Below are 25,347 nucleotides of genomic sequence, written 5' to 3'. Positions count from 1 at the left end.
AGCGTGTAGTCTCGCTGACTACGCCTTTTTGCTGATTCCATTACGTCCTCCTGAAAAACAGATCAGAAGGTGTAAACCTTATTCAGGACGGGACACAGACAACAAAAAAGGGCCCACCTTTCGGTGAGCCCTTCTAGACCGCCCAGCAGAGCGGATTTTGTTTGGTAGGCGCGATTGGACTCGAACCAACGACCCCCACCATGTCAAGGTGGTGCTCTAACCAACTGAGCTACGTGCCTGCTGTGAGGCGGCATTCTACGGAATTCCGAAGGGGTGTCAACACCTTTTTTTCACCTAACCCTATGAATATGCAAAATATTTAATTTTGCTGTGGCAAAGAAGATTTTCCGCTGGCTGGCGGTCGTTTTTTAACTCGGGTAGGATCGATACACTCGTAAAATATATTAAACAGAGGCTGCAGGATGGCGAACACTCCCTACCCAGAGTCCTATTACGCCGCATCGGCAAATGTAGCGCCGCCGCGCCCGGCCTTGCAGGATGATGTAGAGACTGATGTCTGTGTCATCGGCGCCGGTTATACCGGCCTGTCCTCTGCCCTGTTCCTGCTGGAGAACGGTTTTCGGGTAAAGGTGCTGGAAGCGGCCAAAGTGGGTTTTGGCGCATCGGGGCGCAACGGTGGCCAGATCGTTAACAGCTACAGCCGTGATATCGATGTGATCGAGCGCAGTGTCGGCCCCAAGCAAGCTCAGCTATTGGGCCAAATGGCGTTCGAGGGTGGGCGGATCATTCGTGAGCGGGTGGCCAAATACAACATCCAGTGCGACCTGAAGGACGGCGGTGTGTTCGCCGCCATTACCGCCAAGCAGATGGGCCATCTGGAATCCCAGAAGCGCCTGTGGGAGCGCTTCGGTCATACGCAACTTGAGCTATTGGATCAGCGACGCATCCGTGAAGTGGTGGCTTGCGATCAATACGTCGGCGGCATGCTCGATATGAGCGGCGGGCATATTCATCCGCTCAATCTTGTCTTGGGCGAGGCAGCAGCCGTGGAGTCGCTGGGCGGCACCATTTACGAGCAGTCGCCAGCGGTGCGCATCGAGCGCGGCACCAATCCGGTGGTGTATACGCCTCAGGGCAAGGTCAGGGCCAAATTCATCATCGTCGCCGGCAACGCTTACATCGGCAATCTGGTGCCGGAGCTGGCGGCGAAGTCGATGCCCTGCGGGACTCAAGTGATCGCCACCGAACCCTTGGGCGATGAATTGGCCAAGCGCCTGTTGCCTCAGGACTACTGCGTCGAAGACTGTAACTACCTGCTTGATTACTACCGCCTGAGCGCTGACAAACGCCTGATTTTCGGCGGCGGCGTGGTCTACGGTGCGCGCGACCCGGCGAACATCGAGGCGATCATTCGACCGAAGATGATCAAGGCCTTCCCGCAGCTCAAGGACGTGAAAATCGATTACGCCTGGACCGGTAATTTCCTGCTGACCCTGTCGCGACTTCCCCAGGTCGGACGGCTGGGCGACAACATCTACTATTCCCAGGGTTGCAGCGGCCACGGCGTAACGTATACACACCTGGCGGGCAAGGTACTGGCCGAAGCATTACGCGGCCAGGCCGAGCGCTTCGACGCCTTTGCCGACCTGCCCCACTACCCGTTTCCCGGCGGACAATTGCTGCGTACACCATTCGCTGCATTGGGCGCCTGGTATTACGGATTGCGAGACAAACTGGGTTTCTGACGGGACACACAGACGAAAAAAGGGGCAACTGAAAAGTTGCCCCTTTTTAAATCAGCATGTCCCGTCCTGAATAAGGTTTACACCTTCTGATCTGTTTTCAGAAATAGACCGTATTCAGAAGTCGACCGTCGCCGAAAGGAGGTAGGTGCGTGGGGTCGACAACGTCAAGCCAGGCTCGCTGTCATCTGAGGCCCCGGCCGAACTCCAGTAGCGTTTGTCCGCCACGTTCTCGACATTGGCACGCAGGGTGATGTTCTTTTCATCGATCTTGAACGCGTAGCGTGCACCCACGTCGAAACGCTCCCAGGCGTCGATTTCCTTGTTGTTGGACTGGTCCAGATACTGCGAGCTGGAATAGAGGCCGCGACTGGTCAGGGTCAGGCCCTGTACGGTCGGCACGTCCCACTCGGCGCCCAGGTTGACGTTGTATTTCGGCGTGGCCGGTGCCCGGTTGCCGTCGTAGGTGCCGTTGGTGGTGTTGCTCAACTCGCTGTCGATGTACATGACACCGCCGAGCAGGCGGAAACCTTTAAGCGGTTCACCGAACACACTCAGCTCCACGCCAGTATTCTCGCGCTTGCCGTTCGGGCCGAAAACCCGCGTCGTGGCGTTGGTCTCATAGGCCGGCTGCTTGATCCGGAACACCGCGGCAGTCACAGCGAACGCACCCGCGTCATACTTGGCGCCGACCTCGACCTGGCGGCTGATGAACGGTGGGAATATCTCATCCTCGTTCACAGAGGTCGACGGCGCGATCTTGCCCTGGCTCAGGCCCTCCATGTAGTTGGCATACAGCGACAGCTTATCGGTTGCCTTAAACAGGATGCCGCCTGACGGCGATACCTTTTCTTCATCGTAGGCCGTGGCGCCTTTGACATCATCCGTCCAGTCGTCAACCTTCACGCGCTGCCAGCGGGCGCCGAGGGTCAGCAGCAGCCGGTCATCGAAGAAACCCAGGGTGTCGGACAACGCCACGCCGCTGAAGCGGTTCTCGGTGTAGACCTTCGAATCGAGTCGAGTCGGTCTGCCAGGAGTTGGTGTTTCCACGGGGTCGTAGAGGTTGCTGCGGGCCGCTGCATAACGGGCGCCGCCATTTTCGAAGTCCATGTAGAAATAGCTGGCGGCCAGATTGACTTCATGGCTCACCGGGCCGGTATGAAACCAGTTGCGCACCCCTGCCGTGGCCGTCCGGACATTTTCGTCACGGGTGAAGTCACGCGGCTGAACGCTGAAATCGCCGGCATCATTGGTGACTGCAACGGCATGCCGGAGGAAGTCATGATTGCTTTTACGCGCGCCCACGCCCCCGTACAGCATGATGGAATCGCTGACATCAAATTCGCCGTTCACCGCCCCGAACGTGTCGTTGGTACTCGCCTTGCTCCAGGGTTGTGCATAGTTGTCGCGCACATCGTTCGCATTCGGCACCTTCGCATTGGCGCCGACCTGCACGCGCTCCTGCGGGGCGTCGGTATCACGCTCAGTGCGCCCGATGTCCGTCGAGAGTCGCAGGCGCTCACCGCGAAAATCCAGGCCCAGCACGGCCATCTCGCGGTCGACACTCTGGTGATCCCATTCGGTGTCGCCGGACTGCTTCACGCCGTTGAAACGAATACCGAATTTGTTGTCCTCACCAAAGCGCCGACCAACATCCACGGCACCGCCGACCTGATTGTCGGAAGCGTAGCTACCGGTGAACGAAGTGATGGGCTTGTCGGTCGCGCGCTTGGGCACCACGTTGATCCCGCCACCCACACTGCCCCGCGGCGAGATGCCGTTGATGAGCTGGCTCGGGCCTTTGATGATGTCGACGCGGTCGGCCATCTCCATGTCGATCGTATAGGTCGGCAGGACGCCGTAGAGACCGTTGTAGGCGACATCACTGTTGAACAGGCTGAACCCGCGAATGGTGAACTGCTCATAACGCCCACCCGCCGGGTTGGTGGCGCGAACCGAAGGATCACTGGCGATCAGGTCGCCCAAGGTCCGAGCCTGCAGGTTTTTGACTGCCTCGCCGGTGTAGGTGGTCATGCTGAACGGCGTTTCCATGAAATCTTTCGAGCCCAGCAAGCCTTGCGACCCGCGACGCGCGACCTGGCCGCCGGCATACACCTCGCCGTCCGCCCCGCCCGTGGCACCGAGAATCGAGGTGGGGGCCAGTTGCAGGCTGCTGCCTTCTGGCGCCGGGGTCAGGATGTAGGCCTGTTCGCCCACCGGCTGCAGCTGCAGACCAGAACCCTGCAATAGCCGGGCAAAGCCCTCCTCGACCGCGAATTCGCCGGAAAGACCAGGGCTGGTGCGACCACCCACCAGTGCCGGGTCTACCGAGAGATTGACGCCAGACAGACCGGCGAAGCGGGTCAGCGCATCGCTCAGGCTGCCGGCAGGCACCTGATAATTGCGCCGGGCACTGTCTTCGGCCCAACTGGCTGTGATGAATAATGGACTGGCACTCAGGCCCAGCAACAGGCTCAGGTGCAACAACGGACGCAGGCGGGAAGAAGCCGGACGCGGACAGCAAGGTATTACTGCGGGCATTGATAGAGTTCTCTTGATTCGTTCACATGCCTTGAATGACAAGCGAGCCGAAAAAAGGGGACAGGCTTCACACACTATTTTTGCGCGGCAGCAACGTCACCCAATAACGGGTACGTGAATGCACCTCCAGCGGCAGACTGGCCGCGAGCAACGCGAGGACGCGATCGGTGTCGTCCAGACGGAAACTGCCGGTGACACGCAACGCTTCAAGCTCCGGTTCCCAACGCAGCACACCCGGTCGATAAGCACTGAGTTCGCGCAGGAAATCTCCCAGCGGTTGGTTTTTCGCCATCAGCATGCCTTCTCGCCAACCTGGCGCAAGCACGTCGAATGGGCTGATCGGCCCGACACCGGTTGCTTGAAGGCTGACTTGTTGACCAGTGCGCAAAGCCAACGCCGCCCCCTGCAAGGGCTTCAACTGCACGGCGCCGCTGTACACCGACACGCGGCAACCGCGCGCTTGCTGACGAACACAGATTTCGCTTTGGCTGACGATGATCTGTCCAAACTTCGTTTGAATCGTCAGCGGCGACGCGCTCGGCACCCTCAACGACAACTCGCCCTCAATAAGCTTCAAGCGACGGCTCTGCAAATCCATATCGACGGCACTGGCCGTATTGAGCTGCAAGGAACTGCCATCAGCGAGCTGTACCTGTTTGCGCTCCCCGGTGGCTGTATGCAGATCGGCTCGCCAGACATCCAAAGGCAATTGTCGGCTGATCAGCCAAGCCGCCGGCACCAACGCCACCGCACCCAATGCACGCTTGAGCACCATACGCCGACCCGGATCGGGGCGATCCAGACTTTTGAGCGCCAACGCTGAAGGCAGATCGGCAAACCGCTGACGCAAGGCTTGAGCCTTCTGCCAAGCCTGCTCGTGACTGACGCAACTGTCGCGCCAACGTTGCAGATTCGCACGATCCTGCTCGTTGGCACTTCCAGATTCCAGCAAGGCGAGCCACTGCGCGGCAGCTCGCACCGCCTGACGGGCATCTGGCACCGGACTGTTCACAGTTCCACCAACAGGCAATGCTCATAGGCTTGCGCCATGTAGCGCTTGATCGTGCGCTCCGATACCTGCAGGCGCTCGGCGATTTGCTGATAGTTCAAGCCTTCCAGCTGGCTCCAGAGAAACGTCCTACGTACTGCCGCCGGCAATCCATCGAGCAATTCATCCAGGGCTTGCAGGGTTTCGAGCAACAACCAGCGCTGCTCGGGCGACGGCACACAGTCTTCCGGCAACGCCGCCAGTGCCGTCAGATAAGCCTGCTCGAGGCTTCGACGTTTATAGAAATTACTCAGCAGGCGTTTGCCCACGGTAAGCAGATAGGCACGGGGCTCTTGCAGATCGGCAATTCGTTGAGAGCTGGCGAGCAAACGCAGGAACGTATCCTGGCTCAGGTCCGCCGCATCACAGCCATTGCCCATGCGTCTTCTCAACCAGCCTTCCAGCCAGCCACGGTGATCGCGGTACAGTTCGTGGAAGGTTTGCTCCTTCGGCATCGCTGCATCACTCATCTCAAGAAGCCCTGTGCCAAGGAGTTATCGTAAATGAGAGTGATTCTAATTAATGTCGGAGCTGTGAACCAAGTCCTTTATGCAATTGGGGCGCAGAAAGGTTGGGCGGGAAGGACATGAGAGAGGAAAAGCCAAATCGCAGACACAAAAAACCCCGGTCTTTCGACCAGGGTTTTTGCTATCGACTCGAAACATCCGCCGGTTTTACCAGCGACTTGCTTCGTAGCTCCAAGGCGTTCAGTGGGCCTTGAGGCAGATATGGCGCAGCGGACGGGACTCGAACCCGCGACCCCCGGCGTGACAGGCCGGTATTCTAACCGACTGAACTACCGCTGCGTATCGCTTTGGACTTTCGCCCAAGTAACTCGTCTGACTGGAAAGCCTCGAGGCCTTTCAATCTCGAGGCAGGTAAACCTGACTCGGAAAATATGGCGCAGCGGACGGGACTCGAACCCGCGACCCCCGGCGTGACAGGCCGGTATTCTAACCGACTGAACTACCGCTGCGCGTCGGTGGAGGCTTTTAAAAGCTTCCATCTTGCTTTCGCAAGACTCTCGGAATTGGTGGGTGATGACGGGATCGAACCGCCGACATTCTGCTTGTAAGGCAGACGCTCTCCCAGCTGAGCTAATCACCCGTTTGCATCTCCGAGGCCGCGAAATTTACGCAGGTACCGAAGCTAAGTCAATACCCTGCTTGAAGTTTTTCTGAAAAAGACAAAATTGTGTCTTACCCAGTCAGACCGCTTTCGCGAGCAAGCCCGCTCCCACACTGAATCTGCGGCAGACCACAGGTTTGTGATCGACATAAATTCAGTGTGTGCGGGCTTGCTCGCGAAGACGGCGGCACATTCAACATCAATGCTGGCTACATCCATCGCAGCCACGCTTGGATTTACTCGCTGTAAATCATCTTCTTGGTCATACCACCGTCGACCACGAACTCCTGGCCCGTGACGAACCCGGCGTTCTTGGACAGCAACCACGCCACCATCGCCGCCACGTCCTCGACCGTCCCTACCCTGCCCGCAGGATGCTGCGCATGATCGGCGTCGGTCAGCGGTTCGGCACGCCGTGCCGCAGGGTCTCGCGCGTCGATCCAGCCTGGGCTGACCGCATTGACGCGAATCTCCGGCCCCAAGCTGATGGCCAAGGCGTGAGTCAGGGCCAACAGGCCGCCCTTGCTCGCCGCATAAGCCTCTGTGTCGGGTTCTGACTGGCCGGCACGGGTCGAGGCCAGATTGACGATGGCGCCGCTGTGAGCGCGCAGGTACGGCGCGCAGTGCTTGGCCAACAGCATCGGCCCGCTTAGGTTTACCGCCAACACCCGGTTCCAGTAGGCCAGATCGAGGCTTTCCAGGGTGATGTTGTGCGGATCGGCCACCGCGGCATTGCACACCAGCGCATCCAGACGCCCGAACTGCCCGAGCACCTCGGCCACCCCCAGCGCCACCTGCGCTTCATTCGCGACATCCATGGCGATGAACCAGGCGTTTTCGCCAAGCACCTTCGCCACTTTCGAACCGCGTTCCCGATCCAGATCGGTCAGCACCACCTGCCAGCCTTCACTGATCAGCCAGGCCGCAATCCCCAGACCGATGCCGCGCGCAGCACCGGTGACCAGCGCGACGCGGCCATGGGTACCCGTGGTCGGCGTCGACAACTCGATCACAAGGCAGCCAACCCGCGCGCCAGATCGGCCTGCAGGTCTGCCACGTCTTCCAGACCGACCGCAATGCGGATCAGACTGTCACGGATCCCCGCCGCTTCACGCTCTTGCGGCGCGAGACGGCCGTGAGAGGTGGTGCTCGGGTGAGTGATAGTTGTTTTGCTGTCGCCCAGGTTGGCGGTGATGGAGATCAGGCGCGTCGCATCGATAAAGCGCCAGGCGCCCTCTTTGCCACCCTTGACCTCGAAACTCACGACCGCACCGAAACCCTTCTGCTGACGCTGGGCCAGCTCATGCTGCGGATGGCTCTTGAGGCCCGCGTAATGGACCTTCTCGATACCGTCCTGCTGCTCCAGCCACTCGGCCAGTTGCTGGGCATTGGCGCAGTGCGCCTTCATGCGCAGACTCAGCGTTTCCAGCCCCTTGAGGAAGATCCAGGCGTTGAACGGGCTCAGGGTCGGCCCGGCAGTACGCAGGAAACCGACGACTTCTTTCATCTGCTCGCTACGACCGGCCACAACGCCGCCCATGCAACGGCCCTGGCCGTCGATGAACTTGGTCGCCGAGTGCACAACGATGTCCGCACCCAGCTTCAGCGGCTGTTGCAACGCAGGCGTGCAGAAGCAGTTGTCGACTACCAGCATCGTGCCCTTGGCGTGAGCAATTTCCGACAGCGCCTTGATATCCACCAGTTCGGCCAACGGATTGGACGGCGACTCGACGAACAGCAATTTGGTATTGGACTTGATTGCCGCATTCCAGCCGGACAAGTCCGCCAAGGGCACGTAATCGACTTCGATGCCGAAGCGCTTGAAGTACTTCTCGAACAGGCTGATGGTCGAGCCGAACACGCTGCGCGAGACCAGAACATGGTCGCCGGCACTGCACAGGCTCATCACCACCGCCATGATCGCGGCCATGCCAGTGGCAGTAGCCACGGCTTGCTCGGCGCTTTCCAGCGCGGCAATGCGCTCTTCGAACGCGCGCACGGTCGGGTTGGTGTAGCGCGAGTAAACGTTACCCGGCACTTCGCCAGCAAAGCGCGCGGCCGCGTCGGCGGCGGTACGGAATACGTAGCTGGAAGTGAAGAACATCGGATCACCGTGTTCGCCTTCCGGCGTGCGGTGCTGACCGGCGCGTACGGCCAGGGTATCGAACGCTACGCCTTCGAGGTCGCTGTCCAGCCGACCGGCATCCCAATCCTGACTCATGCTGTCACTCCTTGCCCTGCTCTTGATTTAGAGAGTCTTTAGTAGATACAAAACCGGCCCCTAGGGGCCGGTAGTTACTCAGTTGTTGTACAGATCGATGATCGCACTGACTGCCTGGGTCTTGACCTTGGAGGCATCGTTGCGCGCCTGCTCGATCTTGTTCAGGTAAGCCTCGTCGACGTCGCCGGTGACGTACTGGCCGTCGAACACCGCGCAATCGAACTTCTCGATCTTGATCTTGCCGCCACCGACCGCTTCGATCAAGTCAGGCAGGTCCTGATAGATCAACCAGTCAGCGCCGATCAGGTCGGCAACGTCCTGGGTCGAACGGTTGTGCGCGATCAACTCGTGAGCGCTCGGCATGTCGATGCCGTAGACGTTCGGGTAACGCACAGCCGGTGCCGCGGAGCAGAAATAGACGTTTTTGGCGCCGGCTTCGCGAGCCATCTGGATGATCTGCTTGCAGGTTGTGCCGCGAACGATGGAGTCGTCCACCAGCATCACGTTCTTGCCGCGGAACTCCAGCTCGATGGCGTTGAGCTTCTGGCGTACGGATTTTTTCCGTGCAGCCTGGCCCGGCATGATGAAGGTCCGGCCGATGTAGCGGTTCTTCACGAAGCCTTCGCGGAACTTGACGCCCAAGTGGTTCGCCAGCTCCAGGGCCGCGGTGCGGCTGGTGTCCGGAATCGGGATAACCACGTCGATGTCGTGGTCCGGACGCTCGCGCAGGATCTTCTCGGCAAGCTTCTCGCCCATGCGCAGGCGGGCCTTGTAGACCGAGACGCCGTCGATGATCGAGTCCGGACGCGCCAGATAAACGTGCTCGAAAATGCACGGAGTCAGCGACGGGTTGGTCGCGCACTGACGGGTGTGCAGCTTGCCGTCTTCAGTAATGTAGACCGCTTCGCCCGGTGCCAGGTCGCGAATCAGGGTGAAACCGAGTACGTCAAGCGAAACGCTTTCGGAGGCGATCATGTACTCGACGCCTTCGTCGGTGTGACGCTGACCGAAAACGATCGGGCGGATGCCGTGTGGATCGCGGAAACCGACGATGCCGTAGCCGGTCACCATCGCCACGACCGCGTAACCACCGACGCAACGGTTGTGCACGTCGGTGACGGCAGCGAACACGTCTTCTTCGGTCGGCTGCAACTTGCCGCGCTGGGCCAGTTCGTGTGCGAACACGTTGAGCAGCACTTCCGAATCGGAATTGGTGTTGACGTGGCGCAGGTCAGATTCGTAAATCTCCTTGGCCAGTTGCTCAACGTTGGTCAGGTTACCGTTATGCGCCAGGGTAATGCCGTAAGGCGAGTTGACGTAAAACGGTTGGGCTTCGGCCGAAGTCGAGCTGCCCGCGGTCGGGTAACGCACATGGCCAATGCCCATGTGGCCGACCAGGCGCTGCATGTGACGTTGATGGAACACGTCACGCACCAGCCCATTGTCCTTGCGCAGGAATAACCGGCCATCATGGCTGGTCACGATACCGGCAGCGTCCTGGCCGCGGTGCTGGAGGACGGTTAGCGCGTCATACAGCGCCTGATTGACGTTCGACTTACCGACGATACCGACGATGCCACACATGCGACGCAACCCCTACTTAATGGATCTGAACTGAACACAACTCACTGAGGCGTTTTGGCCGTCGGCAAGAGGTGCTCCTTGAACGGTATATCAGCGGGTACGCTGATTCCGCTGGCAAGCCACTGACTGCTCCACCCAAGAATCAGGTTTTTGGACCAGTCTGCGACCAATAGAAATTTTGGCACGAGCTGTGATTGTTGCCACCACCCGTCCTGCTGTACCGGCCCCAGGCTCAACAGCCCGACCGCCTCGACCACCAGCAACACGCCACGCGCGGCGCCGAAGGCCATGCCGAGGAATCGATCGGTCCCGGATAGCCCGGTGACGCGAACCAATTCGCCGATAAGATAATTGATCATTGCGCCTACGATTAAAGTGGCGACAAACATGATGGCACAGCCCGTGATCACACGAGCCGATGGCGTTTCGATGTATCCGCCGAGGTACTCGGACAATGAACCACCGAACATCCAGGCAACGGCTCCTGCGATGATCCAGGTCAGCAGCGAGAGTGCTTCTTTGACGAAGCCGCGGCTAAGACTGATCAAAGCGGAGATGGCGACGATTGCAACGATCGCCCAGTCAACCCAGGTAAATGGCACAGTGCAGCCTACAGACAGATAAGGCGGCGCATTTTAGCAGAGCCCATGGCTGTCGGTAAGCTGAGATTATCAGTGCTTTTCAAATCAGGGCGATAGTTTTAACCGCGCTCAGGCTGAAAACGCACCACAAAACCCTTGAGGTTCTGCTGGCGACTCAACAAGTCACGCAGACGATCGGCTTCCGCGCGCTCGATCAGCGGCCCGACGAACACCCGATTCTTGCCATCGGCGGAGCGGATATAGGCGTTATAGCCTTGGCTGCGCAGGGTTTTCTGCAGGCTTTCAGCGCTCTCGCGGCTCGATAGACTGGCCAGTTGCACCGACCAACTGACTGACAGGCCATTGGCATCGACGCGGCTTGGGGTGGTAGCCGGCTTGGTCGGTGCAGCAGCGATTGGCTGGGCAGGTGCCGGTACAGGCTTGGCGACTGGCGCCGGAGGTGGCGTGACCGGTTTGGCAGCCGGTGGCGCCGGGGCCACGGGAGCACTTGGCGCACTTGGCGCACTTGGCGCAATCGGTGTCGACGGCGCTTGCTGCGCGGCAATTTCGTCATCGCTTGGCACAGGCTCCTGCGGCAACGCCTGCGGTTCAGGCACCACCACCGGTTCGACCTGCACTTGCGGCACAGCCGGCGCTTGCGGTGCAGCCGGCGCGTCAACCCTCACCTGGCGCTGTTCGTCCTGACGGGAAAACAGCATTGGCAGGAAAATCACCGCCAGCGCCACCAGCACCAGGGCACCGACCATGCGCTGCTTGTACGCCTTATCCAGCAAAGCCATTTGCCGCTTCCTCCGTGGAGTGCCGGGCCAGCCATTCAAGGGCCTCGGCGACACAATAAAATGATCCGAACAACAGAATTTCGTCGTCGCTCGTCGCCTGCGCGCACTGCCCTTCCAGGGCTGCGGCCACGCTGTCATAAGACGTTACCGAGGCGCCAAGGTTCTGCAACGCCGCGTGCAACTGCTCAACGGGTCGCGCCCGCGGCGAATTCAGCGGGGCGACAGCCCAATGCTGGACACTAGCATTCAATTCACCGACAACACCATCCAGATCCTTGTCCGCCAACAACCCGAACACCGCCAGACGCTTGCCGGCCGGTGGTCGACTGGCCAGACGACGGGCCAGGTATTCTGCCGCATGGGGGTTGTGCCCCACGTCCAGCAACACATTAAGACGCTTGCCCTGCCAGTCGAACTGACGGCGATCGAGACGACCGACCACGCGTGTCGCTTTCAGGGCTTCGATAATCTGCGCATCCACCCAAGGCAAACCGAGCAGCAGGTAAGCCTGCAACGCCAGGGCGGCGTTCTCCATCGGCAGATCGAGCAATGGCAGATCATGCAACTCGACTGCACGCCCTTGAGCATCAAGGCCGCGCCATTGCCAGTTGTGATCGGTGATACCCAGGTCGAAATCGCGTCCACGCAGGAAAAACGGGCAATTGAGCTCGCGCGCTTTATCCAGCAAAGGCTGAGGGGGATTCAGATCGCCACAGAGCGCAGGCGCGCCCTGGCGGAAAATGCCGGCTTTCTCGTAAGCCACGGACTCACGGGTATCACCCAGATAGTCCGCATGATCGACACCGATACTGGTGACCAGCGCCATGTCTGCGTCGACTACGTTGACCGTATCCAGGCGCCCGCCCAGCCCCACTTCCAGCACCACCGCATCAAGCCCTGCCTGTTGAAACAGCCAGAACGCCGCCAGGGTGCCCATCTCGAAGTACGTCAGGGAAGTGTCGCCACGACCGGCCTCGACCGCAGCGAAGGCTTCGCACAGCTGGGCGTCAGTGGCTTCGACGCCATTGACCTGCACCCGCTCGTTGTAACGCAGCAGGTGCGGAGAATTGTAGACACCCACGTTCAGGCCCTGCGCCCGCAGCAACGAAGCCACGAACGCGCAGGTAGAACCCTTGCCGTTGGTGCCAGTAACCGTGATCACCCGAGGCGCCGGCTTGCCCAGTCCCATGCGGGACGCTACCTGCTGCGAACGCTCCAGCCCCATGTCGATGGCCGAAGGATGCAACTGTTCAAGGTAGGCGAGCCACTCGCCAAGGGTGCGTTGGGTCATATGTTGGCAGGCACCGGCGGAACCACGATCGGCTCGATCGGCGCGGCGACGAATTTTGGCGTCGGCAGGCCCATCATTTGTGCCAGCAGGTTGCCCAGACGAGGACGCAGTTCCTGACGGTGAATGATCATGTCGATCGCACCGTGTTCCAGCAGGAACTCACTGCGCTGGAAGCCTTCCGGCAGTTTTTCGCGAACGGTTTGTTCGATAACGCGCGGGCCGGCAAAACCGATCAGGGCTTTCGGCTCACCGACAATTACGTCGCCGAGCATCGCCAGACTGGCAGAAACACCGCCGTAGACCGGGTCGGTCAGTACCGAGATGAACGGAATGCCTTCTTCACGCAGACGCGCCAGCACCGCGGAGGTCTTGGCCATTTGCATCAGGGAAATCAGCGCTTCCTGCATCCGCGCACCACCGGAGGCAGCGAAGCAGATCATCGGGCAACGGTTTTCCAGGGCGTAATTGGCGGCACGCACGAAGCGCTCACCGACGATGGCGCCCATCGAGCCACCCATGAAGGAGAATTCGAAGGCCGACACCACGACCGGCATGCCCAGCAAGGTACCGCTCATGGAGATCAGTGCGTCTTTTTCGCCGGTCTGCTTTTGCGCAGCGGTCAGGCGATCCTTGTACTTCTTGCCGTCGCGGAATTTCAGACGGTCAACCGGCTCCAGGTCCGCGCCCAGTTCGGCACGGCCGTCAGCGTCGAGGAAGATGTCAATACGCGCGCGAGCGCCAATACGCATGTGGTGGTTGCACTTGGGGCAAACATCCAGGGTCTTTTCCAGCTCCGGACGATACAGCACCGCCTCGCAAGACGGGCATTTGTGCCACAGACCTTCAGGCACCGAGCTCTTCTTGACCTCGGAACGCATGATCGAAGGGATCAGTTTGTCTACTAACCAGTTGCTCATGCTTTCTTTCTCCAGTACCGGCGGCCCGAACGCTCTGGTTCGCAGCCCCGCGTATGCCCTTGAGCTAAATTCATATGTGTGGCGATGATCGATGGCGTGCCGGGTCAGCGAGATGCGACCTGCGTACAACCCCAAATATCCTCAGCCATGCCTGTGGACGGCGGCAGTGTGCCAGCCGTCACATCAAGCCCCTACAACCGCCTTGATGAACGCCTGAATCTTTGCGTGATCCTTGATGCCCTTGCTCGCCTCTACCCCACCACTGACGTCCACCGCGTAAGGCCGAACCCGGGCAATCGCCTCTGCGACGTTGTCCGGTGTCAAGCCGCCCGCCAGGATGATCGGCTTGCTCAGGCCTTGCGGTATCAGAGACCAGTCGAACGCTTCACCGGTTCCCCCGGGAACGCCTTCGACGTACGTGTCGAGCAGGATCCCGCTGGCACTGGCATAGGCATCGCAAGCCGCTGCGATGTCATCACCGGCCTTGACCCGCAACGCCTTGATGTATGGCCGATGCCAGCCCTCGCAGTCGGCCGCGGTTTCGTCGCCATGGAACTGCAACAGATCCAGCGGTACGGCATCGAGAATTTCCCCCAACTCGCAGCGGCTGGCATTGACGAACAAACCCACGGTGGTCACGAACGGCGGCAAGGCCTTGATGATCGCCCTCGCCTGCTGAAACGTCACGGCCCGTGGGCTTTTGGCGTAGAACACAAAACCGATGGCATCGGCCCCGGCCTCGACCGCCGCCAACGCATCCTCTATGCGGGTAATCCCACAAATTTTGCTGCGAACGGCTGACATGTCGATAGAACCTCAGGACAAATCCGGGAAAGTCCCGGATGGTAACAAAAGCGTTCGAGGGCGTCAGCCGTCAAGTTCCGAGAAACCGGTGAGGAAGTGTGGGCCGATGTAACGCTCGGGCAGTTCGAACTCGTCGCGGTACTCGACCTGTACCAGGTACAGGCCAAACGGATGGGCCGTCACCCCGCCGGAACGACGGATACGACTTTCCAGGACTTCTTTCATCCACTCCACGGGACGCTCGCCGGCACCGATGGTCATCAGCACACCGGCGATGTTGCGCACCATGTGGTGCAGGAACGCACTGGCGCGAATATCCAGCACGATCATTTTGCCGTGGCGCGTCACACGTAAATGATGCAGCTCCTTGATCGGCGACTTGGCCTGACACTGACCGGCGCGGAATGCACTGAAGTCGTGGGTACCGACCAGATACTGAGCGGCTTCGGACATGCGCTCGACGTCCAGCGGGCGGTGGTTCCAGGTAATTTCATCGTTCAGGTGCGCCGGACGAATCTGATCGTTGTAGATCACGTAGCGATAGCGCCTGGCGATCGCCTTGAACCGCGCATGGAAATGCGCCGGCATGACCTTCGCCCAACTGACGCTGACGTCGTGGGGCAAGTTGATATTGGCGCCCATCACCCAGGCCTTCATCGAACGCTCGACCTGGGTATCGAAATGCACCACCTGACCGCAGGCATGCACACCGGCGTCAGTGCGCCCGGCGCAGAGCAGCGACACCGGCGAGTCGGCGACTTTGGACAAGGCCTTTTCAAGGGTTTCCTGCACCGTGAGCACACCGGAGGCCTGGCGCTGCCAGCCGCGATAGCGCGAACCTTTGTATTCAACGCCCAACGCGATCCGGAAAAAGCCGTCGGCCGCCATTTCGGCGGCCGGATTATCTATATTTGCCAAGGGGTGACAGCCTGCTGATCTGCGCAAAGGCATGCATTATAAGGCTGCCGGGCGGGGACGCCAGAGCTGCGTGATCTTCGTGCCCCATCCAATCAGTGCAATGCCGGGTTTGATGCTGAACGGGATGCCCTCATCGCGAGCAGGCTCGCTCCCACATTTGATCGGGGTTGTTCGCCTCGTGTGTGCCTGGCACCAAACCCTGTGGGAGCGAGCCTGCTCGCGATGGCGGTATAGCTGACGTCAATGCATCAGCACCCAAACAAAAACGGCAGCCTCACAGGGCTGCCGTTTTACTTACACCTTTATCGATCAATCACGCCAGACGCGACAGCATTTCCTTGGCTTCGCTCTTCTGACCCGCATCACCCTCGGTCACTACCTCATTGAGGATGTCCCGAGCGCCGTCGCTGTCGCCCATGTCGATGTAGGCCTGGGCCAGGTCGAGTTTGGTGGCGACTTCGTCGGTGCCGGAGAGGAAATCGAAGTCCGGCTCATCAGCTGCGGAGGCCAAAGCGTCTTCGGCGGTGAAGCTAGGCTCACCTAAACTCTGGGACAGACGATCCAGCTCAGCGTTGACGTCGTTGAGTTCACTTTCGAAGGCATCAGGCTGGTCCGGGGCAGCGGCGTCCATTTCATCGGCCAGCGACAGGTCGAAATCCGCTGGCAGCTCCAGGTCGTCGAGCGTCGGCTCGATCACGGGCGCCGCTTCGGCGACAGGCAAATCCTTGAGATCGTCATCCAGACTCAGCAGGAAGTCATCTTCGGCCAGGATTGCCGGCGAGGCGTCGCCGCCCAGATCCATGTCCAGGTCGAAGACCGACAGATCGTCGAGGTTTTCCTTGATTTCAGTCTGTTGCTGCAACACCGACTCAAAGCTCAGATCGTCGTCCAGCGGGAATTCGTCCAGCTCAGCCAGCTCTTCTGGTGCTGGTGCGGGCGTTGGCTCCACCTCCGGCTCCGCAGCAACAACTGGCGCAATCGGCGTAGCCGCCTCCAGATCGTCCAGGCTCAGATCGAAGGCGCTGTCGAAGTCGGACAATGCCGGCTCCGGGGCTTGCGGCTCGTCCAGCAGCAGGTCCTTGACGTATTGCGCGTCCAGCTCGGCAGCGATGGCGGCGGCAGCCAGACCGCTGGCCGCCACAACAGCCATGGCCGGGAAGCGGCTTTTCAATTCTTCAACCCGGGCGAAGTTATCGCCGTTGGCCACCAGTTGACGCTCCTGAGCGACGAACGCATCGCGGTCGCCCTGCTGACCGTAGACTTCCATCAACTTCAAGCGCAGGTCACTGCGTTGCGGCTCTTGCTTGATAGCGTCTTCCAGCAATGCGGCGGCTTGATTCAGACGACCGCCGGCAATGTGCGACTGCGCCTGAGCCAGTACGTCGCCGGAACGATCGGAACGCTCGGCGGCAGGCGACACCAGTGGCGCAGCGATCGGCGGCGTCACCACAACCGGAGCAATCACCGGGGCCGGCGCGGGTGCAGGCGTTGGTGCGGTCGCAAGTTTCACGCTCGGCGGCGGAACTTCCAGGCCTTCGAAGCTGCTTGGCGGCAGGTCCTGGTCGACGGAGAACTCTTGCTCCTCCTCCAAGGCACGGGCCATGCGCAGATGCTTCTCGGCTTCTTGCTGGGCTTTGCGGCGACGGGCCAGCAACAATAGCAAGAGCAACAGCACCACCGCACCGCCACCCACCAGCCCCAGCAGAATCGGATTGGTCAGCAGCTCGTTGAATTTCTGATCATCGGATGTCGCAGGTGTTGGCTCGACGGCTGGCGCCGGAACGGCTTCTGGTGCGGCAGCCTCTGGCGCAGGGGCCGGGGCCGCGTCCGCAGGCGATGCCGCAGGACTGGCCGCCAGCTCAGCCGACATCGCCGGAGCGGTCGTAGCCGCCACTGGTGCATCCGCGCCGCCTTCGGCCTGCAACTTGGCCAATTGGTTGTTCTTCAGTTCGATCAGGCGTTGCAGCTTGTCCAGCTGACTTTGCAGATCGCTCATGCGGCTTTTCAGTTCAGCGTTGTCACGACGAGTAGTGTCGAGGCTTTCCTGGGTGACAGCCAGTTTGTTGCTCAACGCTTTCGCATCACCAGCGGCACCTTTGCCGCCCTTGCCGGTATCGGCAGACACCAGGCTCAGTTTGTCTGCGGCAGGCTGCGATGAAGCACCTTCACCGCGAGCGCGTTTGGTGGCGTCGAGTTGCTGCTGACCGGTTCCCGGTTTCGCCACGTAGCGACGCCCCTGACGCCACGCGGTGTTCTGCGCGGAGACCTCAGCGATGGCCTTGGGCTGTGGCAGGTTGGTGCTCTGCACCTGATCAGGCAGGCGCAGCACCTGACCGGTTTTCAGTCGATTGATGTTGCCGTCGATGAACGCATCCGGATTCAGCGCCTGGATGGCCAGCATGGTCTGCTGGATCGAACCGCCATTACGCGCCTTCGCGGCGATCTCCCATAGGGTATCGCGCGGCGTGGTGGTGTATTGCGACGATTTGGTCGCGCCAGTGACTGGCGCAGTCACCGTTTGGGCTGGCGCTGGTTGTGCGGCGGCATCGGCGGTCTGCGGCGAGAATTTGGACGGATCGAGCAGCACGCTGTAGTCGCGTAGCAGACGACCGTTGGGCCACATCACCTGAACCAGGAATTTCACCATCGGTTCGGACAGCGGTTTGCTGGACGTAACGCGCAGGATGCTTTTGCCGCTGGCGTTAAGCACGGGGGTGAAGGTCAGGTCATTGAGAAACGCCTGACGATCGACACCGGCCTTGGCGAAATCGTCGGGCGAGGCCAGGCTCGGCACCACTTCGGCAGCCGTGAGGTCCTTGACGTCGAGCAACTCGATTTCTGCGACCAGAGGCTGGTTCAGCGTCGATTTCAGGGTCAATTCCCCGAGCCCGAGGGCATGCGCCATACCGGAGGACAGCGCCGAGGCGGCCGCTATTGCTAACACCAGTTTGCGAACTTGAACCATAACCTCTTCCTTTGTTTGAACATTCCTCGGCCAGCGAGAAGGTGTTGATTGCCGCTGCCGTAAGGCATTGCGCGCGGCGGCGAAGGTCGTCGCGCGCGATCATTTCATTCATGCAATGGGAAGCCCTGCGGGGTGGCTCACCTTAAGCATTCCGGCCAAGCATGACGCTTGACGGGAATCATTCGATAAATTGTTGCCAAGTATCTTTTACAGCAGGTCTTTTATCAACAATTCAGCCACCTGCACAGCATTGAGCGCGGCGCCTTTGCGTACGTTATCTGACGTCAGCCACACATTAAGTTCCGCCGGGTCGTCGATCCCGCTACGAACCCGACCAACGTAAACCACGTCCTGCCCTACCGCATCGCCTACCGGGGTCGGGTAATCGCCCGCCTCGACCAGTTCGATACCGGGCGCCGCTTCCAGAGCCGCGTTGACTTTCGCCAGGTCGACAGCGCTCGACGACTGCAAGGTCACGCTAAAGCTATCGCCAAAAAACACCGGAGCTTGAATACAAGTGACGGAAATCTTTAATAACGGTAGCGCCATGACCTGACGCAGTTCGCGCACCAGGCGTTTTTCCAGCAACGTATGGCCCTGATCATCAGGTTTACCGACTTGCGCCAGCAGGTTGAAAGCCATCTGCCGATCGAAGAAAGCCGGCTCCAGCGGACGCACGTTAAGCAGCTCGGCGGTTTGCCGGGCCAGCTCGGTGACCGCTTCGCGGCCTTGGGCAGAGACCGCCAGACACGCCGTCAGGCTGATGCGTTGCAGGTCGAGCAAACCGAGCAACGGCGCCAGCACCACCGCCAGCGTCGCGGCCGAAGGACTTGGGCTGCTGACCTGGAAAGGTTTTTTCAGGCCGGCCAGAATTTCAGCGTTGGCCTCAGGCACCACTTGCGGCGCCTGATCGGCCGGCAAGGCGCCGGACAGGTCGATCAGCGAGCAACCGGCGGCCGTGGCACGCGGAGCGAAACTAAGGGTCACCGCCGGGCCGGCGGCGAAGAACACCAACTGGACTTTGCTGAAATCGAACTCATCGACTTCCCGCACCCGCACGTTCTTGCCGCGAAACGGCACCGAATGACCGGCCGATTCACTGCTCGCCAGCAGGTGCAGGTTACCGACCGGAAAGTCCCGCTCTTCGAGAATCTGGACGAGTGTTTCGCCGACAGTACCGGTGGCGCCGATCACGGCAATATCAAAGGACTGGCTCATGGTTCTACCTCTGGCGAAACGGGGGGAGCGGCACTTTACCGGGTGGTTGGCAGTGAGGCAATTCGACGGGGGATTTGATCGTTCCCACGCTCTGCGTGGGAATGCCGCCATGGACGCTCTGCGTCCGCCGTTGAGGCAGTGACGCGGAGCGTCACGGGATGCATTCCCACGCAGAGCGTGGGAACGATCGGCGGGAACAAAAAACCCGCACCTCTTTCAAGGCACGGGCTCTTTCATTACATCAATCAATCAACGCTCAAGCAGAATCCGCAGCATGCGACGCAGCGGTTCGGCCGCGCCCCACAGCAGTTGGTCGCCGACGGTGAAGGCACCGACGAACTGCGAACCCATGTTCAGCTTGCGCAGACGGCCAACCGGCACGTTCAGGGTGCCGGTGACCTTTGTAGGGCTCAGCTCCTGCATGCTGATTTCGCGGTTGTTCGGCACCAGCTTGACCCAAGGGTTGTGCTGGCTGATCAGCCCTTCGATGTCGGCGATCGGCACATCTTTGTTCAGCTTGATGGTCAGCGCCTGGCTGTGGCAACGCATGGCGCCGATGCGCACGCAGATGCCGTCCACCGGGATCGGGCTCTTGAAGCGACCGAGGATCTTGTTGGTCTCGGCCTGAGCCTTCCACTCTTCGCGGCTCTGGCCGTTTGGCAGTTCCTTGTCGATCCACGGGATCAGACTGCCAGCCAGCGGTACACCGAAGTTTTCGGTCGGGTATGCGTCGCTGCGCATGGCTTCGGCAACACGACGGTCGATGTCGAGGATGGCACTGGCCGGGTCGGCCAGTTGATCGGCGACAGCGGCGTGGGTCACACCCATTTGCTTGATCAGTTCACGCATGTGCTGCGCGCCGCCACCGGACGCAGCCTGATAGGTCATGGCGCTCATCCACTCGACCAGACCAGCTTCAAACAGGCCACCCAGGCCCATCAGCATCAGGCTGACGGTGCAGTTGCCGCCGATGTAGTTCTTGGTGCCCGCGTCGAGCTGCTGGTCGATGACCTTGCGGTTCACCGGGTCCAGCACGATCACCGCGTCATCCTGCATGCGCAGGCTGGAAGCGGCGTCGATCCAGTAACCCTGCCAGCCGGCTTCGCGCAGCTTCGGGAAAACTTCGCTGGTGTAGTCACCACCTTGGCAGGTCAGAATCACGTCGAGGGTTTTCAGCTCTTCAATGCTGTAAGCGTCCTTAAGCGGAGCAATGTCCTTGCCCACGGACGGGCCTTGGCCACCGACATTGGAAGTGGTGAAAAACACCGGCTCAATAAGATCGAAATCCTGCTCTTCCAGCATCCGCTGCATGAGCACGGAACCGACCATACCGCGCCAACCGATCAGACCTACACGTTTCATCGCAACTACACCTTCTTAAAAGTGGGCCGCTGCTTTCATGGTTGAAAATTGCAGCGGGCCAAAGAGATTACAGATTCCGCAGCGCGGCGACTACTGCGTCGCCCATTTCCTGCGTACCGACCTTGGTGCAACCGGCCGACCAGATGTCGCCCGTGCGCAGGCCCTGGTCCAATACCAGGCTCACGGCCTTCTCGATAGCATCGGCCGCATCCTGCAGATTGAAGCTGTAACGCAGCATCATCGACACCGACAAAATGGTCGCCAACGGGTTGGCAATGCCCTTGCCAGCGATGTCTGGCGCCGAACCGTGGCACGGCTCGTACATGCCTTTGTTGTTGGCATCCAGCGACGCCGACGGCAGCATACCGATCGAACCGGTGAGCATCGACGCTTCGTCGGAAAGAATGTCGCCGAACAGGTTGTCGGTGACGATCACGTCGAATTGCTTCGGTGCACGCACCAGTTGCATGGCGGCGTTGTCGACGTACATGTGGCTCAGTTCGACGTCCGGGTAGTCCTTGGCCACTTGCTCGACGACTTCACGCCACAGTTGGCTGGAGGCCAGCACGTTGGCCTTGTCCACCGAGCACAGCTTCTTGCCGCGTACGCGGGCCATGTCGAAACCGACACGGGCGATACGGCGGATTTCGGTCTCGCTGTACGGCAGGGTGTCGTAGGCCTGACGCTCGCCGTTTTCCAGTTCACGCACGCCACGTGGCGCGCCGAAGTAAATGCCGCCGGTCAGTTCACGGACGATCAGGATGTCCAGGCCCGCCACGATTTCTGCCTTCAGGCTGGAAGCCTCGGCCAGTTGCGGGTACAGGATCGCCGGACGCAGATTGCCGAACAGGCCCAATTGCGCGCGGATTTTCAGCAGACCGCGCTCAGGGCGAATGTCACGCTCGATGGTGTCCCATTTCGGGCCGCCCACGGCGCCCAGCAATACCGCATCGGCGGCACGGGCACGGGCCAGGGTTTCATCAGCCAGCGGCACGCCGTGCTTGTCGATGGCGGCGCCACCGATCACGTCATGGCTCAGTTCGAAACCCAGGCTGTACTTGTCGTTCGCCAGCTCCAGCACCTTGACTGCTTCGGCCATGATTTCCGGGCCAATACCGTCACCCGGGAGAATCAGAATCTGCTTGCTCATGCTTTCCTCATGTCATCAGTCGGCACGCCCTTGGGCACGCCCGGAAAAATTCTATCGCTCGGAGCTTATGCTTCAGAGCTTATCGTTCAGCCATCAGCACCAGCACATCTGTACTGAACGAGCCATCGGCCTCAATCTCAAAATACTCGCGAACTTCATTGCCCATCGATTGCTGCAACTCGCGGATTGCCGCGCGCATCGCCTGCGGCGTGCGCATGCGCTCGACCCAGGAGGTGTACTCCAGACGCAGCCGTTGGCGCGTGGTGCTGCGGGTATGCAACCCCGCTTCGCTGACCTGACGCAACCACTCGCCAGCAGAATAATCGCGCACGTGGCTGGTGTCGCGCAGCACTTCGACGCTTTGCAGGTAAGTGTCGAATAACGGGCTGCCCGGCGACAACACATCGATGAACGCCGCCACCCCACCCGGCTTCAGCACCCGGCGAACTTCGCGCAGGGCCAGCCCAAGGTCGCTCCAATGGTGCGCTGAGTAGCGGCTGAAAACGAAATCGAACTCGCCATCGGCGAACGGCAGGCGCTCGGCGGCACCGAGTACGGTGGACACATTGCCCAAGCCGCGATCGACAGCAGCAGCGGCCACCACGTCGAGCATTTGTTGAGACAGGTCGTAAGCCACCACTTCCTTGACCAGCGAAGCCACGTGAAAACTCACATGACCGGCCCCGCAACCGAGGTCGAGCACACGAGCATTACCCTGCCCCGCCAGTTCAGCCTGTAGCAGCGCGAATTCAGTGCCTTGAGCGTGTACGGCGCTGCTCAGATAGGCCGAGGCCTGTTCACCGAATTGCTTTTGTACTACCTGACTGTGTGGGGCGGTGCTGGTCATAGTTATGTCCTGATATTGGTGTTGTATGAGCTGTCTTCATCGCGAGCAGGCTCGCTCCCACAAGGGTTCTGTGAACGCCAAAAATCCAATGTGAGAGCGAGCCTGCTCGCGATGAGGCCACAACTGCCTACAAAAAACCCGGATCAATCACGCATCACGAAACAACCACGGCTGGCTCGCGCGGTGTTTGGCTTCAAACGTGGCAATCGCCTCGTGGTCCTGCAAGGTCAGGCCGATGTCGTCCAGGCCATTGAGCAGGCAGTGCTTGCGGAACGCATCGATCTCAAAACTCAACACCTTGCCATCCGGACGGGTCACGGTCTGGGCTTGCAGATCAACCTGCAACTGATAGCCCGGAGTCGCCTCAACCTGCTGGAACAGTTCATCAACTTCAGCGTCGCTCAGAATGATCGGCAGCAGGCCGTTCTTGAAGCTGTTGTTGAAGAAGATATCGGCATAGCTCGGCGCGATGATGCTGCGGAAACCGTACTCTTCCAGCGCCCACGGCGCGTGCTCGCGGCTGGAGCCGCAACCGAAGTTCTCACGGGCCAGCAACACGCTGGCGCCTTGATAACGCTCGGCGTTGAGGACGAAGTCCTTGTTCAACGGGCGCTTGGAGTTGTCCTGATACGGCTGCCCGACATCCAGGTAACGCCACTCATCGAACAGGTTCGGGCCGAACCCGGTGCGCTTGATCGACTTCAAGAACTGCTTCGGAATGATCTGGTCGGTGTCGACGTTGGCACGATCCAAAGGCGCGACAAGACCAGTGTGCTGGGTAAAAGCTTTCATGCTGCGCTCCTTTAGATCAATTCACGGACGTCGACGAAACGACCGTTCACGGCGGCGGCGGCGGCCATGGCCGGGCTGACGAGGTGCGTACGGCCACCGGCGCCCTGACGGCCTTCGAAGTTACGGTTGGAGGTCGACGCGCAATGCTCGCCGGACTCCAAGCGGTCCGGGTTCATCGCCAGGCACATCGAGCAACCCGGTTCGCGCCATTCAAAACCGGCTTCGAGGAAAATCTTGTCCAGGCCTTCGGATTCGGCCTGAGCCTTCACCAGCCCCGAACCCGGCACCACGATGGCCTGCTTGATGGTCGAAGCCACTTTGCGGCCCTTGGCGATCACGGCAGCAGCGCGCAGGTCTTCGATCCGCGAGTTGGTGCAGGAGCCAATGAATACGCGATCCAGCTGAATGTCGGTGATCGCCTGATTGGCGGTCAAACCCATGTATTTCAAAGCGCGTTCGATGGAGCCACGCTTGACCAGGTCCATTTCCTTCGCAGGATCGGGAACGTTCTGATCGACAGCCAAGACCATCTCAGGCGAGGTACCCCAGCTGACTTGCGGCTTGATCTGAGTGGCATCGAGCTCGACGATAGTGTCGAACCTGGCATCCGCGTCGGAGACCAGGTCTTTCCAGGCTTCGACAGCCAAATCCCATTCCGCGCCTTTCGGAGCAAATGGACGGCCCTTGACGTAAGCCACGGTTTTTTCGTCGGCAGCCACCAGACCTACGCGAGCGCCGGCCTCGATCGCCATGTTGCAAATGGTCATGCGGCCTTCGACCGACAGATCGCGAATTGCGCTACCGGCGAATTCGATGGCGTGGCCATTACCGCCGGCGGTGCCGATTTTTCCGATCACTGCGAGGACGATGTCTTTGGCGGTCACGCCGAACGGCAATTGGCCTTCGACAGACACCAGCATGTTCTTCATTTTTTTCGCGACCAGGCACTGAGTGGCGAGCACGTGCTCGACCTCGGAAGTGCCGATACCGTGAGCCAGGGCACCAAACGCGCCGTGGGTCGAGGTGTGGGAGTCGCCGCAAACCACGGTCATGCCCGGCAAGGTTGCGCCCTGCTCCGGGCCAATGACGTGGACGATGCCTTGGCGGACATCATTCATCTTGAATTCGACGATGCCGTATTCGTCGCAGTTATCGTCGAGGGTCTGAACCTGCAAACGCGAGACCTGGTCGACAATCGCTTCGATGCCGCCCTTGCGCTCCGCAGTAGTCGGAACGTTGTGGTCCGGGGTCGCGATGTTGGCATCGATGCGCCAAGGCTTGCGCCCGGCCAGACGCAGGCCTTCGAAGGCTTGCGGCGAGGTCACTTCGTGGATGATGTGACGATCGATGTAGATCAGCGCCGAGCCATCGTCGCGCTGCTTGACCAAATGCGAATCCCAGAGCTTGTCGTAGAGCGTTTTGCCGGCCATCAGACGGTTTCCTCATCAGCTTGTTTCTATGCCCTGGATCTTGAGCA

Annotated in this window: 20 protein-coding genes and 4 tRNA genes; 1 reads left to right on the top strand and 23 read right to left on the bottom strand. The window is 60.3% G+C overall.

Annotated features, from left to right (window positions below):
• Positions 1 to 162: 162 nt before the first annotated feature.
• A tRNA-Val gene (locus tag ACQKPC_RS11010) sits at positions 163 to 239 on the bottom strand.
• Positions 240 to 422: 183 nt separating this feature from the next.
• Here ACQKPC_RS11010 and ACQKPC_RS11005 point away from each other — a divergent pair.
• Positions 423 to 1,706, top strand: coding sequence for an NAD(P)/FAD-dependent oxidoreductase (locus tag ACQKPC_RS11005; RefSeq protein ID WP_427624552.1), 1,284 nt, complete (start codon positions 423 to 425; stop codon positions 1,704 to 1,706).
• A 114-nt stretch (positions 1,707 to 1,820) separates the two neighbouring features.
• Here the strand turns inward: ACQKPC_RS11005 and ACQKPC_RS11000 are convergent, their stop codons facing one another.
• The 22 genes from ACQKPC_RS11000 to leuC all read right to left on the bottom strand — a co-directional run bounded on the left by ACQKPC_RS11000 (position 1,821) and on the right by leuC (position 25,300).
• Entirely contained in the window at positions 1,821 to 4,244 is a 2,424-nt protein-coding gene (locus tag ACQKPC_RS11000) for a TonB-dependent siderophore receptor (protein ID WP_427624550.1), read from the bottom strand.
• A gap of 67 nt (positions 4,245 to 4,311) precedes the next feature.
• Positions 4,312 to 5,256 carry a FecR domain-containing protein gene (locus tag ACQKPC_RS10995; RefSeq protein WP_427624549.1) on the bottom strand — a complete coding sequence of 315 codons (945 nt, stop codon included), beginning with the start codon at positions 5,254 to 5,256 and terminating at the stop codon, positions 4,312 to 4,314.
• Positions 5,253 to 5,762 (bottom strand): sigma-70 family RNA polymerase sigma factor, encoded by a 510-nt coding sequence (locus ACQKPC_RS10990; protein WP_427624548.1) that lies wholly within the window; start codon positions 5,760 to 5,762, stop codon positions 5,253 to 5,255. Before ACQKPC_RS10990 ends, ACQKPC_RS10995 begins: the two co-directional genes overlap by 4 nt.
• 259 nt (positions 5,763 to 6,021) lie before the next feature.
• A tRNA-Asp gene (locus ACQKPC_RS10985) sits at positions 6,022 to 6,098 on the bottom strand.
• Between the two features lie 93 nt (positions 6,099 to 6,191).
• A tRNA-Asp gene (locus ACQKPC_RS10980) sits at positions 6,192 to 6,268 on the bottom strand.
• Between the two features lie 55 nt (positions 6,269 to 6,323).
• Positions 6,324 to 6,399 (bottom strand) — tRNA-Val (locus tag ACQKPC_RS10975).
• Positions 6,400 to 6,656: 257 nt separating this feature from the next.
• Entirely contained in the window at positions 6,657 to 7,433 is a 777-nt protein-coding gene (locus ACQKPC_RS10970) for an SDR family oxidoreductase (protein WP_007905933.1), read from the bottom strand.
• Entirely contained in the window at positions 7,430 to 8,641 is a 1,212-nt protein-coding gene (locus ACQKPC_RS10965; RefSeq protein WP_427624546.1) for an O-succinylhomoserine sulfhydrylase, read from the bottom strand. The genes ACQKPC_RS10970 and ACQKPC_RS10965 overlap by 4 nt, the downstream gene beginning before the upstream one ends.
• 78 nt (positions 8,642 to 8,719) lie before the next feature.
• On the bottom strand, positions 8,720 to 10,225 hold the full coding sequence (gene purF, locus ACQKPC_RS10960) for an amidophosphoribosyltransferase (protein ID WP_007905939.1): 1,506 nt from the start codon (positions 10,223 to 10,225) through the stop codon (positions 8,720 to 8,722).
• A gap of 41 nt (positions 10,226 to 10,266) precedes the next feature.
• Complete coding sequence (locus ACQKPC_RS10955; protein WP_427624545.1) at positions 10,267 to 10,827, bottom strand: CvpA family protein; 561 nt, start codon at positions 10,825 to 10,827, stop codon at positions 10,267 to 10,269.
• A 98-nt stretch (positions 10,828 to 10,925) separates the two neighbouring features.
• Positions 10,926 to 11,606 carry an SPOR domain-containing protein gene (locus ACQKPC_RS10950; RefSeq protein WP_427624544.1) on the bottom strand — a complete coding sequence of 227 codons (681 nt, stop codon included), beginning with the start codon at positions 11,604 to 11,606 and terminating at the stop codon, positions 10,926 to 10,928.
• Positions 11,590 to 12,897: a bifunctional tetrahydrofolate synthase/dihydrofolate synthase gene (gene folC / locus ACQKPC_RS10945; RefSeq protein WP_427624543.1), complete on the bottom strand. Its 1,308-nt coding sequence runs from the start codon at positions 12,895 to 12,897 to the stop codon at positions 11,590 to 11,592. Before folC ends, ACQKPC_RS10950 begins: the two co-directional genes overlap by 17 nt.
• Complete coding sequence (gene accD / locus ACQKPC_RS10940; RefSeq protein WP_007905946.1) at positions 12,894 to 13,814, bottom strand: acetyl-CoA carboxylase, carboxyltransferase subunit beta; 921 nt, start codon at positions 13,812 to 13,814, stop codon at positions 12,894 to 12,896. The genes folC and accD overlap by 4 nt, the downstream gene beginning before the upstream one ends.
• A gap of 183 nt (positions 13,815 to 13,997) precedes the next feature.
• Entirely contained in the window at positions 13,998 to 14,618 is a 621-nt protein-coding gene (locus tag ACQKPC_RS10935) for a phosphoribosylanthranilate isomerase (protein ID WP_305422085.1), read from the bottom strand.
• Between the two features lie 63 nt (positions 14,619 to 14,681).
• Entirely contained in the window at positions 14,682 to 15,506 is an 825-nt protein-coding gene (gene truA, locus ACQKPC_RS10930; protein WP_032830732.1) for a tRNA pseudouridine(38-40) synthase TruA, read from the bottom strand.
• Between the two features lie 343 nt (positions 15,507 to 15,849).
• Positions 15,850 to 18,501 carry a FimV/HubP family polar landmark protein gene (locus tag ACQKPC_RS10925; protein WP_427624542.1) on the bottom strand — a complete coding sequence of 884 codons (2,652 nt, stop codon included), beginning with the start codon at positions 18,499 to 18,501 and terminating at the stop codon, positions 15,850 to 15,852.
• A 207-nt stretch (positions 18,502 to 18,708) separates the two neighbouring features.
• Complete coding sequence (locus ACQKPC_RS10920; RefSeq protein ID WP_048395145.1) at positions 18,709 to 19,719, bottom strand: aspartate-semialdehyde dehydrogenase; 1,011 nt, start codon at positions 19,717 to 19,719, stop codon at positions 18,709 to 18,711.
• 249 nt (positions 19,720 to 19,968) lie between these two features.
• Positions 19,969 to 21,081 carry an aspartate-semialdehyde dehydrogenase gene (asd, locus tag ACQKPC_RS10915; protein WP_008075929.1) on the bottom strand — a complete coding sequence of 371 codons (1,113 nt, stop codon included), beginning with the start codon at positions 21,079 to 21,081 and terminating at the stop codon, positions 19,969 to 19,971.
• Between the two features lie 67 nt (positions 21,082 to 21,148).
• Complete coding sequence (leuB, locus tag ACQKPC_RS10910; protein ID WP_008007203.1) at positions 21,149 to 22,231, bottom strand: 3-isopropylmalate dehydrogenase; 1,083 nt, start codon at positions 22,229 to 22,231, stop codon at positions 21,149 to 21,151.
• 79 nt (positions 22,232 to 22,310) lie between these two features.
• On the bottom strand, positions 22,311 to 23,078 hold the full coding sequence (locus tag ACQKPC_RS10905; protein ID WP_427624541.1) for a class I SAM-dependent methyltransferase: 768 nt from the start codon (positions 23,076 to 23,078) through the stop codon (positions 22,311 to 22,313).
• A 147-nt stretch (positions 23,079 to 23,225) separates the two neighbouring features.
• Positions 23,226 to 23,870 carry a 3-isopropylmalate dehydratase small subunit gene (leuD, locus tag ACQKPC_RS10900; RefSeq protein WP_007905962.1) on the bottom strand — a complete coding sequence of 215 codons (645 nt, stop codon included), beginning with the start codon at positions 23,868 to 23,870 and terminating at the stop codon, positions 23,226 to 23,228.
• Between the two features lie 11 nt (positions 23,871 to 23,881).
• A complete protein-coding gene (gene leuC, locus ACQKPC_RS10895) occupies positions 23,882 to 25,300 on the bottom strand; it encodes a 3-isopropylmalate dehydratase large subunit (protein WP_427624539.1) in 1,419 nt (472 codons plus the stop codon).
• Positions 25,301 to 25,347 lie beyond the last annotated feature (47 nt).

Origin of the sequence: Pseudomonas sp. NPDC089918, from assembly GCF_050280605.1 — a bacterium.
Lineage (GTDB): Bacteria > Pseudomonadota > Gammaproteobacteria > Pseudomonadales > Pseudomonadaceae > Aquipseudomonas.
The sequence above is the reverse complement of the archived record's forward strand: the minus strand, read 5'-3'. Positions and strand labels throughout refer to the sequence as shown.